Origin of the sequence: Thalassospira profundimaris (assembly GCF_003326675.1) — a bacterium.
Classification (GTDB): Bacteria; Pseudomonadota; Alphaproteobacteria; order Rhodospirillales; family Thalassospiraceae; genus Thalassospira; species Thalassospira aquimaris.
This window is the reverse complement of sequence record NZ_JPWF01000003.1, coordinates 173332-190949: the sequence shown is the minus strand read 5'-3', so window position 1 is coordinate 190949 and position 17618 is coordinate 173332. Positions and strand designations below refer to the sequence as shown.

Sequence of the window (17618 nt, the reverse complement as noted above, 5' to 3'; positions counted from 1 at the left end):
TGTCTATGTGGGGTCCAATCCAGTCCCCTGCGATATGGGGTGGCTACCTTACGCCGAGATATCCGAAATTGGTATTACCTTTTACGTTTTCTGACAATTTTGACATTTTTTGCCCATGGGGGTTGAGCCACACGGGCAATCCAATATTTTGGACGATCGAAATGAAATCAGCGATCTAGCATCCGATACCGTCAGGAGAACTCAATGGTCCGGCAATTTGCCAAATGGACATACAAGCAACCCGTTGTTCTGATGATTCTGTCGGTCGGCCTCTGGATGCTGTATCCCCCGGTGGTCAACCATCTTGTTGATCAGATCGGAATGTTTCAGGTCGCGGCGATGGCACACAGCTTTGCCGCTGCTTCGACCCTTCTGTTCGCGGTTATTGTCTTTCGCCGTCAAATAGCCCATCTCGGAAGCGCTTTGTTTTCCCGCGCCCGTTTCCGTTTGCTTGCCCTGCCTACTCTGACTTCGGGATTGATGATTTGCCTAAATCATCTTTTGTTGTACGGAGCTTTGAAGTCGTCGTCTGATTTCGACGTGGTTGCCATTCTGGTTTTTGAAACCTGGCCGATCCTGTTTCTTTACATCGACACGGCATACCGGAACAAAACCGGCAGAATCACGGTAAATGACTATATTTTTTCGGGTGCTGCGTTTGCCGGTTTTGTCCTTCTGACAGCACCAAATATGGATTTTGCCGACTGGATTTTACTTGAAGGTGAAATGTTCAAGACCATTGGCCTTGCCTTCCTTGGCGGCATCGCGATGGCGACCAATTGCCTGTTTCGTATGAAATGCATGGATGGCTGGAAACAGGTTTCCGAAGAAGAAAATCTTGGTCTTAGCAACTTCAAGAAAGGTCTTTTGACAGAAACCTTTGCCCGAAGCATCGCGGCACCTTTGTTCCTTGTGGCTTTGTTTGTCAGTGAACCACAGATTGTCGATGTCGATCTGTTCAACATGTTGCAAATTGCTTGCGTTGGCATCTTCATTCTTGCCATTGGCAGCCTGCTTTATGACCTTTCGGTATTTCAGGCCGATAACGCGTCTGTTGGCATCCTTTGGTATCTGATGCCAATTGGTTCAGTCATCATTCTGGCACTTGTTGATAGCAGGCTTCTGACCCAATACGAGGCAGTGGCGTCTGTGCTGATCGTCTCATCGAATATTTTCCTCGCTCTGAAATATTCGCTCAAATCGTCACTGCTGTTTCTGTTTATTGCCATCTGTTTGATCGGCATCTGGCTTTTGGTGGTTCCAGCAGCCACCATTGACAATTATTACGATCTGCTTGCGGTATCGACCGTCTTCTTTGTGTTGCTGGCGACATTCGCCCTTGAAAGAACCACGTCCCTTAATCGGGAGCGCGAAGACCTTCTGGGGGATTTCCGCCAGAAACTGATGGCGATATGCGAACAGAACGAACACAAAGTGGTCGAACAAAGCCATTTCAGCCTGTTGCGTGAATACAGCCTGATTCATCTTCATACATTCTTGCGCGCCTTTGATGACGTTCGTGTGCTGGGAAAGACCCAGCAACATACCGAGACGCTGAAATCTTCCATTCTTCCGGCCTATGCAAAGTCCGATGAAGATCGCGAACAGGTTCTTGAACTGTTTCGGATCGGCGACAAGATGCTGACCCTTGAAAGTGACCGGATCACACCGGGCGAATATGTGATCCTGATTTTGCTGGGTGCGACCAACGTTCTGTTTTCGTTGATTTTCCGACCTGAAACATTGTCGGCATCACTGTTTGCCATGATCGTTGCGACTTCAATGATCTATCTTTTGCTGATCATTCATGACCGCGACAAATACACACAGATCCGCCGCGACCATGCCCTGCAATGCAGAAGCATCCTGAGTTACATCAATACGCTAGCAGGGGTTCCCGCAGACACAGCACCGGAAAATCCCGACGCAAAACCCGATCTGTCGCAGCAGATCATCAGCACGCTGAAATCAAAGTCCTTTGATGTTGATGCAGGCCCCGCAATCTATTGGGTCTTTGCCGTGTTTTCATTTCTGGTTGGCGGATTTGGGTACGGGTTCCTGTATCAATCCTTTGAAAAGAACCCGATGCCTGAAACTTCCCCGCTTGCCATTCTTGGAACACAGGGACGCAACGAGATTGATATTGCGCTGCTGGACTGGCCCTCGGCCGAAATCAAGGCTCATATTCTTGCAAACATTGTCGAGGAATATATTCACCGATCGGCAAACCTGATCAGCAGCGCGAATGACCAAGCTTTCCGTGAGATGAGTGATTCAGATGGCCGCATCGATATCCATCCGGAAATCTGGGTTCAAAACAATCCCAAGCTGATCCGCCGTTATGTCCGGGCATTTGGTACCGTCAAACTCAGCACCAACCGCGTCATCGGCAAACAGGGCCTGTGTTATGCCGGGTTCGATCAGGCATCATTCGGCCCCCTGACCATCAAGGACCTGAAAAACCCGGCAATTTCGGCACAGTTTGACATGTCCGGTGACGGCAAAGGCGATATCTGGGTCGGCGATGAAGGATGGGCTTCTTCGGAAATTGAACGCGAACGCCTTGGTGCCTATGGCCTGAACGAGCTGTATGATTTTAGGGAATTTGATTATCAGATTCTCAGTACACTGGTGCAGCGTAATGACCTGACCAAGCGCCCGTCCCTGTTCTTCTGCTATTATCCCGACACGATTTTCACCCGTGCCGATGTAACCTTTATCAAGTCCGACACACATGATCCCGAAATCTGGCAACAGATCATGAATGGTGATCAGACATCCCTGAACCGGGCCGGGACAAGCTGGCCTGACACGGATATTCGCCTTGCCTATCGTCAGGCACTGGCACATGACCTTCCCGAGCTTTCCAACCTGCTTGAGAATTTCGTGATCCCGAATGATGAACTGGTCGAACTTCTGTCCCGGCTTCGCGATGGCGCAACCGCAAGCGCCCTTGCCCGTCAGTGGGTCGATACAAATGGCGACCTGATCCTTGAATGGTTGACCGGATTTAACCTTAGAAACCCGACGCCACCAAAAGCAGAGTAGCGTAAACAAAAACAGGGACGCCACAGCGTCCCTGTTGCATGTACCGTCCCTACTTAACCCTTGTTCCGGTCTTGCGGCAAGGCAGCAGCGATACGATCGGCAAGGCGCGAGAATGGCAGACTTTGCAGCCAGACGGTGCCCGGCCCCTTAAGCGTTGTCACAAATAGACCTTCGCCACCAAACAGCGCGTTGGTGAAGCCACCGACAAATTTGATCGAATAATCGATGGATGGCGTCATCGCCACCAGCGCGCCGGTATCAACGCGCAATGTCTGGCCGGGCTGCAAATCCTTGCGGATGATGGTGCCGCCCGCATGCATAAAGGCCATGCCATCGCCACTAAGACGCTGAAGAATGAAACCTTCGCCGCCAAACAGGCCCGCGCCAAGTTTCTTGGAAAAGGCGATGTCGATATCAATCCCGGCTGCTGCACAGAGAAATGCGTCTTTCTGACAGATGATTTCCCCGCCATGTTCGGCAAGATCAAGGGCGACGATTTTGCCCGGATAGGGTGCGGCAAAGGCAACATGCCCCTTGCCCGATCCTTCATGGACAAAGCTTGTGATAAAGAACCCTTCGCCGGTCAGCATCCGCTTGAACCCGGAAAACAGACCACCGCCCGTCCCGGTCTGCATGGCAATGCCATCGCCCATATACATCATGGCGCCGGCTTCGGCCCGAACACCTTCGCCCGGATCCAGTTCAATCTCGACCAATTGCATTTCTTCGCCATGGATCGCGTAATCGATCACATCTGCCATGCGGGCGTCTCCTGTTTAGGGTTTTGATCTCGTTATCTGGCGCAAGTCTGAAACCAGATGCCTGTAATCGCAAGAAAAAGGGGCAACAATCAGGCCAGGAATGTGATCCCATTCTTGTAAAAACCTGAAAATCAAGCAGGATATGGCATCAGGAACTCCGTCGGGGGACTTGCATTGCGTCAGTTGTTCAGGATTTTGCATCGCTGGCATTTCATCTGGTTGATGCCGTTACTGGCCATCAGCCTTGCGGGCTGTCAGGTTGAAAACCCTTGGAACTTCAATATCTGTCGCATTGCCCTTCCCGGTATCGAAGATGACGCCGAAAAAATCAGGCTTCTGACCCGATTTGACGAGATCAGCGATCAGACGCATATCACTTTGCACTATCAGATTATATCGGGTCAGGATGCGAGTGCAGTTACAGGCAGCACGCCCGAACCGGCATCACCAATCCATAGCCTGACCTGCGTGTTTTCTGCATCGGAAAAACCCAATACACCCGGAATATTGATCGGGATCGAAACCAGCCGGTTTGGCCCCGTTTCCCCGACCCATCTGTCGATCCTGAAACGTTTCTGGCTTGATCGGGTCGGTCGCGCGGCACTGGATCACTATGAAAATCCTGATCAGCATGGATTGATTGCCGATGTCCCCGAAATCGGATCAAACCTGGCCTATGCTATTCAACTTGCCATCAATGGTTTGTCGCGCGGGGCAATTTATGGATTGCTTGCCCTTTCCTTTACCCTGATTTACGGCCTGATCGGGCGCATCAACCTTGCGTTTGGCGAAATCGTCATGACAGCGGCACTTTCAACCGTGATCATGGGGATGTTTCTTTCGTCCCTTTTGGGGTGGAACATCATCCTGATCGTGATCGGTGCGACATTGACGGCCTGTTTTGTCGGTACTGGGCTTAGTCATCTGACATGGCATAATGTGTTTGGCCCGCTGGGCCGCAAGGCTGCCGGTGGTCGGGCGATCATTGTCGCATCGCTTGGTTGTGTATTGTTTATTCAGGAGTTCGTGCGCCTTGTCATTTCGGCGCGCAATTTCAATTTGCCGCCCCTGTGGCAATATTCCTTTCCCGTCCTGCGCAGCGATCATTTTGTCGTCCGCATTCTTGGTTTTGATGTTCTGTCCATTGCGATGGCCTTGATTATCGGGGCTAGCCTGATCTGGTTGATGACCAGAACACGGTTCGGACGCCAGTGGCGCGCGATCAGCCAGGACCGCATTGCCGCAGGGCTTTGCGGCGTATCGTTGCAGCGTATCGAACAACAATCATTTGCACTGGCCGGTTTTCTCTGTGGCATTACCGGTGCTGTGATGGCATTGCGATATGGCGTGATCAATTTTCATTCCGGCACCCTGTTCGGGTTCAAGGCGCTTGTCGCGGCCATATTGGGCGGGATTGGACAAATGCGCGGTGCCTGGCTTGGTGGTTTTGTCATCGGCCTGACCGAGGCATACTGGTCTGGATATTTCGGCGGGGCCTATCGCGATGTTGCGGTTTTTGGATTGCTTGCCGCCATTCTTGTCCTGCGCCCCGGTGGTCTTTTGGGCGTAAATGATGGAAAAGACAGCTTGTTCTCGCCACGCACGGGACAAATATGAAAAACATAATAAAAAACAAAAACACGTTATGCTAAGGGCATAACCGGGTGAAAGACGAAGGCGGTCAGAATGGTCATGCTGAAAACAATCGACTGGCTTACACAGGACGAGGCGATGCAGGTATCCCTCGACAAGTGGCAGCGTGTGGTCGATCTGATGACCAACCTTTTGGGCGCCACGGCCGGCTATGTTGTCGAATATAACGAAAAATTCGGATATCGCGCCGCCCTTACCAGCCGCAACCCGGAAAACCCCTATCCCACGGTTTCTGGCAAACCCCAGTCACTTGATTCGAACGTTTATTGCCGCAAGGTCGTGCAATCCAAGGCCAACCATTATGAAAGTGATGCACGGGGCAAACCGGAATGGGCCGACAATCCCGAATTGATCGAGGATGGCTACATCTCCTATTTCGGTCTGCCGCTTTTGTGGCCGAACGGTGTTGTGTTCGGAACCCTTTGCGTTTTTGACACCAAACCGACCGGGTATGATCAAACCCAAAAGGAATTGATGGAGGTCTTTCGCGATCTGATCGAGGCCGACTTGCGCCTTTATGAGCAGTTCGAGATCATGCGCACGCTGTCAATGAGCGATCCCTTGACCGGCATGAACAACCGTGCCGGGTTTGAATTGCTTGCCCATCAGAAAATCCGCATTGCCAAACGCTATCACCATAATATCGGGATCATCTTTATCGATCTTGATAATATGAAACACTGGAACGACGATTACGGACACGCCGCCGGGGATGCTGCCCTGCGTGCGGTGGGTGACGCCATCACGGCAAGCATTCGCGAAGTGGACATTTGCGGGCGGATCGGCGGCGATGAATTTGCCGTGCTTGGCTATGTGCGAAACCGCGGCGATCTGACCACGATCATTTCCCGGGTACGTAATGCGCTTGGCCAGGTCAAACTGACAGTACCGACCTCAAAATCGCCAATCCGCGAAACCCCGCAAATCAGTTCGGGTGCGTCGGTCTTTTTTGAACCGCTTGATAAAAGTCTCGAAGACATGATGGCAGTTGCCGATCTTGAAATGTATCGCGACAAGCGCAGCCGCCAGAAATAGAAAGAAGTCCCTGCCCCGCCCATCGTTTCTTGATGTGTGCCCCGACCAAATCAAAAATCATCACACGCGCAGACCGGTCATTAACGACATGGTATGGTTTTTGGCGCAAACTGGCGCCGGGCGTCAAAAAGCCCGTTAATAGAATAACGCACACGAGCTTAAAAAATGCAGATCCGCAAAGGCACTGCCGCAGACCTTCCCTTCATCCGCGACCTTACCAAGCGCGCAACAGATTCAACCTATTTCATCGAAGGCATGGGCGATGCCGCAACCGGACTGGTTGCGCACTATGTCGATAAATCGACCGGTGTTTTTGAAACCGCCCTTGGCAGTGAAAACCACACTGTCTATGTCGCGACCAGTGACGAAACCCTTTTGGGCTATGTGATTGCCATCCACGATGCACCGGAAATCGACTGGATCATGGTTGATCCGGCATCGCATGGCAGTGGTGCTGGCAAGGCGCTTATGATTGCGGCCCTTGATGCACTGGCGGAAAAGGGCGCACGCAGCAATGTACGCCTGACCGTGGTTGCCCATAACGAACGCGCCAAGGCCTTTTATCGCAAGTTCGGCTTCCTGGTGACCGGCCCGGTGCCTGATCGCGATATCCCGACTGTCGAAATGCAGCGCGCCGCTTGACGAAACGCCGCCAGATTGGCAATTTGGCGGCGAACCTTATTCGGAGCTTTTATGTTAGAGACCCGGCACAGCCGCTGATCGCGGTTTGACAGCCTTCCTTTCCAGACCGCTGATCAGCAGATCGGATCGCATGACCGTCCTTTGAACGGCTGTGCGTGACCGGTACCTTTGTGCCCGTCCCGATCGGAAACCACTTTTCAAACTGGTTTTCGGACTCTGACAGTGAATATCTCAAAAAATGAACAGCGCGTGCTGCATGCACTTGCGCAAGGCGGCCTGATCAAAGTGATCAAGGACGACAAGAACCATATCCTCGAAGCAGATTGCATCACACGTGACGGCTGGTTTCTGACCGACTGCACAATTGAAGTTTTCAAAAAACTGCGCAAACGGCGCTTCATCCGATCCCGCGCCGGTGCCCCCTATCGCATCACTCGTGAAGGGTTGGTCGCAGTCCGCGCCGAACTGTTTCAACGCTAACAAAAAGCCCGGCCGACTTGGCCGGGCTTTCCTTATTTATGCATGACGATATTGATCAGCTTGCCAAACGGATCACGGACGTAAAACCGCCTGACACCCCAAGGTTCATCGACCGGGCCATATTCGATGGTGATCCCGGCATCGGTCATTTTACCAAGCACTTCATCAAGATTATCGACCTCGATGGACATGTCGGGCACGGGTGTGCCTGACCCGCCTTCGGTGGCGAAATTGACCTGTGTGGTCATGGTTTGACCGGCAACGGCAAAAGTCCTGATCCAGCCATGATCCATCACGGTATCAAGGCCAAGGATGTCCTCGTAAAAGGCGACCGCCTTGGCGATGTCGTCGACCGCGAAATTTGCGACAATTCGTTTAACAGTCATGGGGTTGTCCGATCCTATTGCGCGGCCTTGCTGGCATCGTCCGCCTGACGTTTATAGGGACCAAACGGGATTTCCTTGGGTGCGAAGGTTTCCGCCGATGCACGGCCCCAGCGGGAATGCCATTCGGCCAGTTCCGGGATTTCGGTTTCGGCGACAAGGAAGCCTTCAGGCAGATACGGATAGGCTTCATTGCCATCAAGGAATTCATTGTCCTTTTGCCGGACCATGAAGTGATATGGCATGAAATTGCGTGGATCGGTCAGGCCAGCAGCCCCGGTAATTTCGGCCAGCGCATGCATGGTGTTTTTGTGGAAACGGGCGACACGTTCGCTTTTGTCTTCGGGCACGAGGGCGCGTTGACGGATTTTATCCTGTGTCGCGATACCAACCGGGCAACAGTTGGTGTGACAGCTTTGCGCCTGAATACACCCCAGCGCGAACATGAAGCCACGTGCGGCATTACACCAGTCCGCCCCCAGTGCAAGCGTCCGTGCGATATCAAAAGCCGAGACAATTTTACCCGCTGCACCGATTTTGATCTGATCACGAAGGCCCGCACCACGAAGCGCGTTATGCACGAATGTCAGGCCTTCCTGCATCGGCATGCCGACACGGTTGGCGAATTCGACCGGGGCTGCACCGGTGCCACCTTCCTTGCCATCAACCACGATGAAGTCCGGCGTGATGCCGGTTTTCAGCATCGCCTTGATGATCGACATGAATTCGCGGCGATGACCAATGCAAAGCTTGAAGCCGACCGGCTTGCCACCGGAAAGATCACGCAGCTTGCCGATGAACTCCATCAACCCAATCGGGGTTGAAAACGTGCTGTGCGCCGAAGGCGATACACAATCCTTGCCCATCGGAATGCCGCGTGCCTCGGCGATTTCGGCTGTGATCTTGGCAGCGGGCAACATGCCGCCATGGCCGGGTTTTGCGCCTTGGCTGAGTTTCAGCTCGATCATTTTGACCTGTGGGTCAGCAGCCGTTTTGGCAAATTTTTCTTCGGAGAAAGTGCCGTCGTCGTTACGCGCCCCGAAATAGCCCGAGGCCACCTGATAAATCAGATCGCCGCCACCTTCGCGGTGATAGCGTGAAATGCTGCCTTCGCCGGTATCATGGGCAAAACCGCCCTTTTTCGCACCTTTGTTCAGCGCAAGGATCGCATTGCCCGACAGCGCGCCAAAGCTCATGGCCGAGATGTTATAAAGACTGCAATCATAGGGCTGTTTGCAATGCGGGCCGCCAACACGCACCCGGAAATCGGTATCGGTGATATGGGTCGGGGCGACAGAATGCGTGATCCACGAATAACCCGATTTATAAACATCTTCGATGGTGCCAAACGGGCGTTTATCTTCGACGCCCTTGGCGCGCTGATAAACAAGGCCGCGGGCTTGACGGCTGAACGGGATTTCGTCCTGATCGCTTTCCAGAAGATATTGGCGGATTTCCGGGCGGAAGCTTTCAAGGATAAAGCGGATATGCGCACTGATGGGATAGTTGCGCAGGATCGAATGCTTGGTCTGATGCAGGTCATGCAGACCGACCACAAACAGCAATCCGAAAATCACCGCTGGCACCCAGAACCAGCTATCCACCGCCCCGGCACAGATCAGCGAAACAACTGTCAAAAGCGCAACGCCGGTAATGACAAAATAGCGCTGGTTCAAAATGAAGAATTTCACGGCTCTCTCATCCTGTTTGTTCAGGTCGACCTGATTGATCCCGGATTGCGGCCTTTGCGGGAAGGCTTTGGCAACCCGGTCCTTGAAGGCAACATATGGCAATGTCGTTGATTTTTAATGAAGTCCCCAACCCCATCCATGTAGGAACAATATTGCCAACATCAAGAAAAAGCCGCCCATGAGGCAATCTCACAGGCGGCGCAAAGTTTAGCAGGGTGATCAGGGTTAAAACCCTGAACCAGAAACACCGAAGGTTTGGGGGAAACCGGTGTTTCTGGTCTGGCCGGGAAACGGGGTTGGCAAATGGCCCTTAGGCCTTGCCGTAACCGCCGCCACCCGGGGTTTCGATGATGAAGACATCACCCGGATGCATTTCTGCACCGTCGGTTCCCTTAAGCTCGATCACAGTCCCATCGACACGTTCGATGGCGTTGCGACCAAGTTTGCCCGGTTCGCCACCGGCAACGGCCTGGTTCGGCACGCGACGGTGGTTGGACAGGATCGATGCGGTCATGTCTTCAAGGAAGCGGACACGACGGGTCGTGCCATCGCCGCCCTTGAACTTGCCGTTGCCGCCCGAACCCTTGCGGATTTCAAAGCTTTCGAGCATGACCGGGAAGCGCCATTCAAGAACTTCCGGGTCGGTCAGACGCGAGTTGGTCATATGGGTGTGAACACCGCTGGTTCCGTCAAAATCAGGACCGGCACCCGAACCGCCACAGATGGTTTCATAATACTGATGGGTATCATTGCCCCAGGTGAAGTTGTTCATGGTGCCTTGCGCACCTGACATGACGCCAAGCGCGGCATAAAGGGTGTCGGTGACATGCTGGGACGTTTCAACGTTACCGGCAACAACCGCGGCCGGATAACGCGGGTTCAGCATCGAACCTTCGGGCACGATCAGATTGACCGGCTTCAGGCAACCGGCATTGAGCGGAATGTCATCATCAACAAGCGTTCTGAAGACATAAAGAACCGCTGCACGGGTCACAGCCGACGGCGCGTTGAAGTTGTTATCAAGCTGATCGGACGTGCCGGTGAAATCAACCGTCGCCGAACGGGTTTCCTTATGGATGGTGACCTTGGCCTTAACAACCGCGCCATTGTCCATTTCATAGGAGAACTCGCCATCCTTCAGAACATCGATCACGCGACGGACGCTTTCCTCGGCATTGTCCTGAACATGGCCCATATAGGCATGAACAACATCAAGGCCAAAGTGATCGACCATCTTGCGCAGTTCCTGCACGCCTTTTTCGTTGGCGGCGATCTGTGCGCGCAGATCGGCGATGTTCTGATACGGGTTACGGGCCGGGAATTTCGCACCTTCCAGAAGGGCCGTCAGGCCGGCTTCATCAAACTTGCCCTGATCAACCAGTTTGAAGTTGTCGATCAGAACGCCTTCTTCTTCGAGAATGCGTGAATTCGGGGCCATCGAACCCGGGGTGATGCCGCCAACGTCGGCATGGTGACCACGCGATGCGACATAGAACAAGATGTCCTTGCCATCATCACCAAAGACCGGCGTGATCAGGGTGATGTCAGGCAAATGCGTTCCGCCGTTATACGGATCGTTCAGCATATAGACATCGCCCGGCTTCATGACGCCGACATTGTTGCGCATAACCGCCTGAACCGACTCACCCATCGATCCAAGATGGACCGGCATGTGCGGTGCGTTGGCGATCAACTGACCTTCCTGATCAAACAGGGCGCACGAGAAGTCCAGACGTTCCTTGATGTTTACCGAATAGGAGGTGTTGGCAAGGGTCACGCCCATCTGTTCGGCAATGTTCATGAACAGGTTGTTGAAAACTTCAAGCATCACCGGATCAGCCTGGGTGCCGATGGCCTCGGAACGCTTCATGGCGACAACACGGTTCAGGACCAGATGGTCACGGCCATTGACCTTGGCTTCCCAGCCCGGATCAATCACGGTGGTGCCAACCGGCTCGACGATCACAGCCGGACCACGCACGGTCGCACCCGGCTTCAGGTCTTCGCGCTTGTAGAACGGGGTGTCTTCGGTCTTGCCATCAAACACAACCGGACGTGATGCCAGTGCGGTGACCGCAACATTATCGTTGGTTGCTTCGGCTTCGGCATCCGGCAGGCTTTGAGTTTCACCAATGGCTTCGACCGCAACGGCTTCGACGACCAGCGGTTTCTCGTCCATGACAAAGCCATAACGCTGCTTGTGCTGTTCTTCGAACTGCGACTTGATGGCATCAACATCGCCGAAATCAACGATCAGCGGCGTATCGGTGCCGTCATAACGCAGATGCAGCTTTTTCAGCATGGTGATCTTGGCATCCGTAATGCCCTGTTCGTGCAATTCTGCACGGGCATCAACAGCAAGCGCATCAAGCTGTTCATCCAGACCGGCAAGCGCGTCAGAGGCCAGTTTTGCCTCGACCGCCTGTTCGCGCATCGCACGAATATCGGCAAGACCCATACCATAAGCCGAAAGAACGCCGGCGAACGGATGGACAAAGACCTTGGTCATACCAAGGGTGTCAGCCACCTGGCAGGCATGCTGACCACCAGCACCGCCAAAGCATTGCAGGATATAGTCGGTTACGTCATAGCCGCGCTGAACCGAGATCTGTTTGATCGCGTTCGCCATGTTTTCGACAGCAATGCGCAGGAAGCCTTCGGCGACTTCTTCGGGCGTGCGGGCCTGACCGGTGCTTTCCTTGATCTTGGCGGCCATGGCTTCGAAGCCGGTGCGAACTGCATCGGCATCAAGCGGCTCGTTACCTTCGGGACCAAAGACATTCGGGAAGAAGTCCGGCTGAACCTTGCCCAGCATGACGTTGATATCGGTAACCGCAAGCGGACCACCACGGCGATAAGCCGCCGGACCCGGGTTTGCACCCGCACTGTCAGGGCCGACACGGAAACGTGCGCCATCGAAATGCAGGATGGAACCGCCACCTGCCGCAACGGTGTGGATTTTCATCATCGGCGCGCGCATACGAACGCCAGCAACCTGGGTTTCGAAATCGCGTTCATATTCGCCGTCATAATGCGAAACGTCGGTGGATGTGCCGCCCATATCAAAACCGATGACCTGTTTGAAGCCATCCATTTCAGCAGTACGGACCATGCCAACAACGCCACCCGCCGGACCGGACAGGATTGCGTCCTTGCCCTGGAACTTGGCGGCATCGGTCAGGCCACCGTTGGACTGCATGAACATCAGTTTCACGCCGCCCAGTTCGGACGCAACCTGATCGACATAGCGACGCAGGATCGGCGACAGATAGGCATCAACAACCGTCGTGTCACCACGCGAAACCAGCTTCATCAGCGGGCTGACTTCGTGACTGACCGAAACCTGGGTAAAGCCGACTTCACGGGCAATTTCAGCCGCTGCGTTTTCATGGGCGGTATAGCGATAACCGTGCATGAAGACGATGGCACAGGCACGAATGCCGCTGTCGAATGCCGCCTGAAGGTCCTTGCGCAGATTGTCGCGATCAAGCGGGGTCAGTTCCGTCCCTTGGGCGTCGAAACGACCATCAGCTTCGATCACGCTTTCATAAAGGGTTTCGGGCAGTTTGATATTGCGATCAAACAGACGCGGGCGGTTCTGATAGGCAAGGCGCAGCGCATCGCGGAAGCCCTTGGTGGTGACCAGAACCGTGCGGTCGCCTTTACGTTCAAGAAGCGCGTTGGTCGCAACCGTGGTGCCCATCTTGACGGCCTCGATTTTCTCGGCCGGGATTTTTTCGCCTGCCGGAACTTCGAGAAGTTCACGAATGCCCTGAATGGCGGCATCGCGATAGCGTTCCGGGTTTTCCGAAAGCAGCTTGTGGGTAACAAGCGTCCCATCGGGCTTGCGGGCCACGATGTCGGTAAAAGTACCGCCGCGATCAATCCAGAACTGCCATTTCGGCTGTCCCGACGTCTGCGAAACCTGTGAATTTTGGTCGTGAGAAGCCATGATGCTTACTCCTTGGGCATCTGTAGTCATAAAATTCGGTGCGAAAGATCAGCGATTTACAAGCCGGTCAGCCATTCATTTGCTGGGGCAGCCATGTTGCGATTTCCGGGAATACGGTAATCAGCAATACAGCGAACAACAGCAGGAAGAAGAACGGCAAAGCAGCCAGCGCAATGGCAAACAGGTTCTTGCCTGTCAGGCCTTGCAAAACGAAAAGGTTGAAACCGACGGGCGGAGTGATCTGCGACATCTCGACCACCAGCACCACATAGATACCAAACCACAACAAGTCGATCCCAGCTGCCTGAACCATCGGCAGGATGACCGAGGTGGTCAGAACCACCACCGAAATCCCGTCAAGGAAGCAACCAAGAACAATGAAGAACACGGTCAGCGCCGCCAAAAGCGCATAGGGCGACAAATCCATCTGTGCGATCAGGGCGGCCAGTTCACGCGGAATACCGGTAAAGCCCATGGCAACGGTCAGAACAGCCGCGCCTGCAAGGATAAAGCAGATCATGCAGGATGTGCGCGTTGCCCCCATGATCCCGTCAATCAGGCTTTCACGGGTCAAGGAACCGCTCAGGCGTGACAGGATCAATGCACCGACAACCCCAAAGGCCGCGGCCTCGGTCGGGGTGGCAATACCGCCATAGATTGACCCGATCACCGCCGAAATCAGCAGGATTACCGGGATCAGACGGCCCGACGCGCGGACTTTTTCGCCAAACGGAATGCTGGGTGCAGCAGGCGGCATCTTGTCCTTATTCATCGTGGCCCAGATGCCAACGAAGCTCATGAACAGGATGATCAACATGACACCGGGCAAGACACCGGCAATGAACAGACGGGCAATCGACAGTTCGGCAGACACACCATAAACAATCAGAATGATCGATGGCGGGATCAAAAGACCCAGTGTGCCCGATCCTGCCAGCGTGCCAAGGATCAGTTTGTCGGCATAGCCCTGCTTGCGCAATTCGGGGATCGACATCCGGCCGATGGTTGCCGCCGTTGCCGCAGACGATCCAGAGACCGCTGCAAAGATGCCGCAGCCCAGAATATTCACATGCAACAAACGCCCCGGCAGTTTGTTCAGCCACGGTGCAAGACCGGTGAACATGTCTTCGGACAGACGCGAACGGAACAGGATTTCACCCATCCAGATAAACAGCGGCAGCGGTGCCAGCGACCAGGTCGCAAGGCTTGACCATGCGGTCGTTGCGATGATCGGACCGGTCTGCGCACTGGTGAAGAAATCAAGTGCGAAAACACCAATGGCAAACAGTGACAGCGCGACCCACAAACCTGCCCCGAGGAACAGGAACAACAGCCCCATCAGGATCAGGCCAATTTCAAGTACTTCCATGACCTTCCCCTATTCGTTCAATTCGTTGGCTTCGCCAGCGGCAAAAGCTGCTTCGCGACCGGCAATGGTATCAACCAGTGCTTCGATCATGCCGATGGTAAAGACGATCAGGCCAAAGGCCATGGCCGATTGCGGTATCCAAAGCGGGAAGGCCAGAACACCGGGCGAAGTATCGCCATATGAAAAACTTTCTTGGGCCAGAACCGCCATCCACCAGGCGAAGTAACCGCCCAGAAAGGTCGCAGCCAGAAGCGTAATACTTTCAAGCGTCCGGCGCAGACCACCATGCAGGTGGGACAGAACGATCATGACCCGGATATGGGTCCCGGCCCGAAGTGCCGGACCAAGGGCAAGAAACGTTCCCGCCGCCAAACTGAAACCGGCAAGTTCGTTGGCGTCATGAACCGCGATGCCGATCAGGCGGCCAATTGATTGGGCCAGAATAAGAAGTGCGATTGCCACCAGGAAAAATGCAGCCAGCCCGGCACTGAATTTGAAAAGATAATCTAGTAATCTGCGCACAGCAGTCCCCTTTCCGCCCGCGAAGTCGCGATGGTGGTTGAACGATCCATACGGACAGTAACATTAAAATGTGGGGCTTGTCCGGGATCGGACAGGGGACGACGCCTGCCCGATCCCGAGGAACGAAAGAACCTTAGTTCTTGAAAGCGTCGATGATGGCTTTGCCTTCATCGCCGGTTTTTTCGAGCCAATCGGCAACCATGGTTTCACCAGCTTTGGCAAGACCAGCTTTCAGTTCAGCACTCGGCGCAGCAACGTTCATACCGTTGTCAGCAAGGATTTTCTTTTTGGCTTCGGCTTCGGCCATGCTCATTTCCAGACCACGTGCTTCGGCTTTGGCAGCAGCATCCATGACCGCTTTCTGAGTTTCAGCAGAAAGACCGTCAAACGACTTGGCGTTCACGATGATCATGTTCTTCGGAAGCCATGCCTGAACGTCATAGAAGTTCGAAACAAAGTCCCAAGCCTTGGAGTTCGCACCGGTCGAGGGCGACGTGATCATTGCTTCGACAATGCCGGTTGCAAAGGCGGTCGGGATTTCCGGAACCTCAACCTGGGTCGCGACCATGCCGGTCAGATCAGCAAGCTGCGAAGTGGTCGAGTTATAGGCACGGAACTTGATGCCTTTCAGGTCTTCAACGGTGTTGACCGGATTTGCAGTGTAAAGACCCTGAGACGGCCACGGAACAGCGTAAAGAACTTTCAGACCGTCTTTCGCAAGGGCGGCTTCGATACCAGCGCGCGAAACTTCCCAAAGTTTTTTGGAATCTTCGTAAGAAGTCGCAAGGAACGGGATCGCATCAACGGTGTAGATCGGGTTTTCGTTGGCCAGCAGCGAAATCAGGGTTTCGCCAATCGGAACCAGGCCGCGCTGAACCGAACGTTTGATGTCAGCATGTTTGAACAGCGAACCACCGGAATGCACGGTGATGGTCAGTTCACCACCGGTCGCGTCATTCACGTCCTTGGCGAACTCAATAATGTTTTGGGTGTGGAAAGTCGCGTCCGGATACGGGGTTGCCATATCCCATTTCTCTGCCGCAGCAGCCAGACCAGCGGACAAGGTAATTGCCGCAACTGCGACGGTCGAAAGTGCTTTTTTGAGCATCGGTTAAGTCTCCCTGTGTGTTGAGGTGTGGAGTCAGGATATCAGAGACTCCAAATTAATCACCCGACATCTTGATCACATTTTACTGACAAATTGTCAATGTAATTTCATAACTACCATGCAAAATGCGCAAGGCGCATAAATCACGCCTCCTCAAGAACGACGTAACCCGCTGAAATGGTGTGAATTTCGACCGAGGATTTTGCCCTCATCTTCCCCACACTTCCGTCGCCAGAGGCCAAAAACAAAAACGGGCGGTCGTTCAAAAGAACCACCACCCGTTCGATTCTGCCTGTTTTCTTGCGTTCGTCCGCCTTTGCATGGCGACCCGCAACCGTATTCAGAAATATGACTTACATCGCGCTTGCCGCGCGGGATGCCTGATCGTAAACGCCCGAAATGGCGCGGAGCGTCTTAGCAACATCGCCGACTTCCTGGCTGTTCACACCAAGCCGCTGGAACGTCTCGACAAGGCAAGCCTCGCGGACTTCGCGGTATTTTTCGCACATGGCGCGACCATCGACAGTGGTCCCGTAATGAACTTCCTTGCCGCGTTTGAGCCCTTCGACCAAGCCAAGCTTGCGCAGCTTTTTAAGGGAATAGTTCACCAGATGGCTGTCTTCGACATTCAGAACAAAGCAGACTTCAGACAGGCTTTTTTCACGTTCGCGGGAATTGACGTTATGCAGAACCAGAATATCAAGGACAGACACGTCCGGCATCCCGGCCGCACGCATACAACGCACCATCCAGCGGTTGAAGGCGTTTCCTGACAAGATCAGCGCAAATTCAAGTTCCGAGAGTTCAGCCGCACGTTCCGAGACAAGGTGCGATGATGAAACAATACGTGGTTTATCTGCCATCCGACATTTCCTGCTTACATAACTGTTATATTTTCGCGGTCCAGTTTCTGTAAAACGCCGCAAGTTTGTCGGGATTTTATCGCGATAAAAGCAGTCAGGTAAAGCCCTGAC

13 protein-coding genes are annotated in these 17618 nt (G+C 53.8%); 5 read left to right on the top strand and 8 right to left on the bottom strand.

From position 1 onward, the window contains the following. The first annotated feature begins 204 nt into the window (after positions 1-204). Complete coding sequence (locus tag TH19_RS05735; protein WP_114101383.1) at positions 205-3048, top strand: glycine betaine ABC transporter substrate-binding protein; 2844 nt, start codon at positions 205-207, stop codon at positions 3046-3048. A gap of 53 nt (positions 3049-3101) precedes the next feature. Here TH19_RS05735 and TH19_RS05730 read toward each other — a convergent pair whose 3' ends face one another. Then, positions 3102-3809 (bottom strand): TIGR00266 family protein, encoded by a 708-nt coding sequence (locus tag TH19_RS05730; RefSeq protein ID WP_114101382.1) that lies wholly within the window; start codon positions 3807-3809, stop codon positions 3102-3104. A gap of 174 nt (positions 3810-3983) precedes the next feature. Here TH19_RS05730 and TH19_RS05725 point away from each other — a divergent pair, with 174 nt between their 5' ends. The 4 genes from TH19_RS05725 (at position 3984) to TH19_RS05710 (ending at position 7619) form a co-directional block, all read left to right on the top strand. After that, positions 3984-5426, top strand: a complete 1443-nt coding sequence (locus tag TH19_RS05725) for a branched-chain amino acid ABC transporter permease (protein WP_147250719.1) — start codon at positions 3984-3986, stop codon at positions 5424-5426. Positions 5427-5501: 75 nt separating this feature from the next. Then, entirely contained in the window at positions 5502-6497 is a 996-nt protein-coding gene (locus TH19_RS05720; RefSeq protein ID WP_258547839.1) for a sensor domain-containing diguanylate cyclase, read from the top strand. Between the two features lie 165 nt (positions 6498-6662). Beyond that, positions 6663-7139: a GNAT family N-acetyltransferase gene (locus tag TH19_RS05715; RefSeq protein ID WP_114101380.1), complete on the top strand. Its 477-nt coding sequence runs from the start codon at positions 6663-6665 to the stop codon at positions 7137-7139. Positions 7140-7361: 222 nt separating this feature from the next. After that, on the top strand, positions 7362-7619 hold the full coding sequence (locus TH19_RS05710) for a YjhX family toxin (RefSeq protein ID WP_114101379.1): 258 nt from the start codon (positions 7362-7364) through the stop codon (positions 7617-7619). A 32-nt stretch (positions 7620-7651) separates the two neighbouring features. On the opposite strand, the gene TH19_RS05705 is transcribed toward TH19_RS05710, so the two are convergent. The 7 genes from TH19_RS05705 to TH19_RS05675 all read right to left on the bottom strand — a co-directional run bounded on the left by TH19_RS05705 (position 7652) and on the right by TH19_RS05675 (position 17507). Further along, positions 7652-8005 carry a VOC family protein gene (locus tag TH19_RS05705; protein WP_114101378.1) on the bottom strand — a complete coding sequence of 118 codons (354 nt, stop codon included), beginning with the start codon at positions 8003-8005 and terminating at the stop codon, positions 7652-7654. A 14-nt stretch (positions 8006-8019) separates the two neighbouring features. Further along, positions 8020-9693: an FMN-binding glutamate synthase family protein gene (locus TH19_RS05700; protein ID WP_114101548.1), complete on the bottom strand. Its 1674-nt coding sequence runs from the start codon at positions 9691-9693 to the stop codon at positions 8020-8022. Between the two features lie 310 nt (positions 9694-10003). Then, a complete protein-coding gene (locus TH19_RS05695) occupies positions 10004-13645 on the bottom strand; it encodes a hydantoinase B/oxoprolinase family protein (RefSeq protein ID WP_114101377.1) in 3642 nt (1213 codons plus the stop codon). 67 nt (positions 13646-13712) lie between these two features. After that, complete coding sequence (locus tag TH19_RS05690; protein ID WP_114101376.1) at positions 13713-15014, bottom strand: TRAP transporter large permease; 1302 nt, start codon at positions 15012-15014, stop codon at positions 13713-13715. Positions 15015-15023: 9 nt separating this feature from the next. Continuing rightward, positions 15024-15536, bottom strand: coding sequence for a TRAP transporter small permease (locus tag TH19_RS05685; RefSeq protein ID WP_114101375.1), 513 nt, complete (start codon positions 15534-15536; stop codon positions 15024-15026). A 133-nt stretch (positions 15537-15669) separates the two neighbouring features. Then, complete coding sequence (locus tag TH19_RS05680) at positions 15670-16644, bottom strand: TRAP transporter substrate-binding protein (protein WP_114101374.1); 975 nt, start codon at positions 16642-16644, stop codon at positions 15670-15672. Between the two features lie 353 nt (positions 16645-16997). After that, positions 16998-17507 carry a winged helix DNA-binding protein gene (locus tag TH19_RS05675; protein WP_114101373.1) on the bottom strand — a complete coding sequence of 170 codons (510 nt, stop codon included), beginning with the start codon at positions 17505-17507 and terminating at the stop codon, positions 16998-17000. Between the last annotated feature and the right edge of the window lie 111 nt (positions 17508-17618).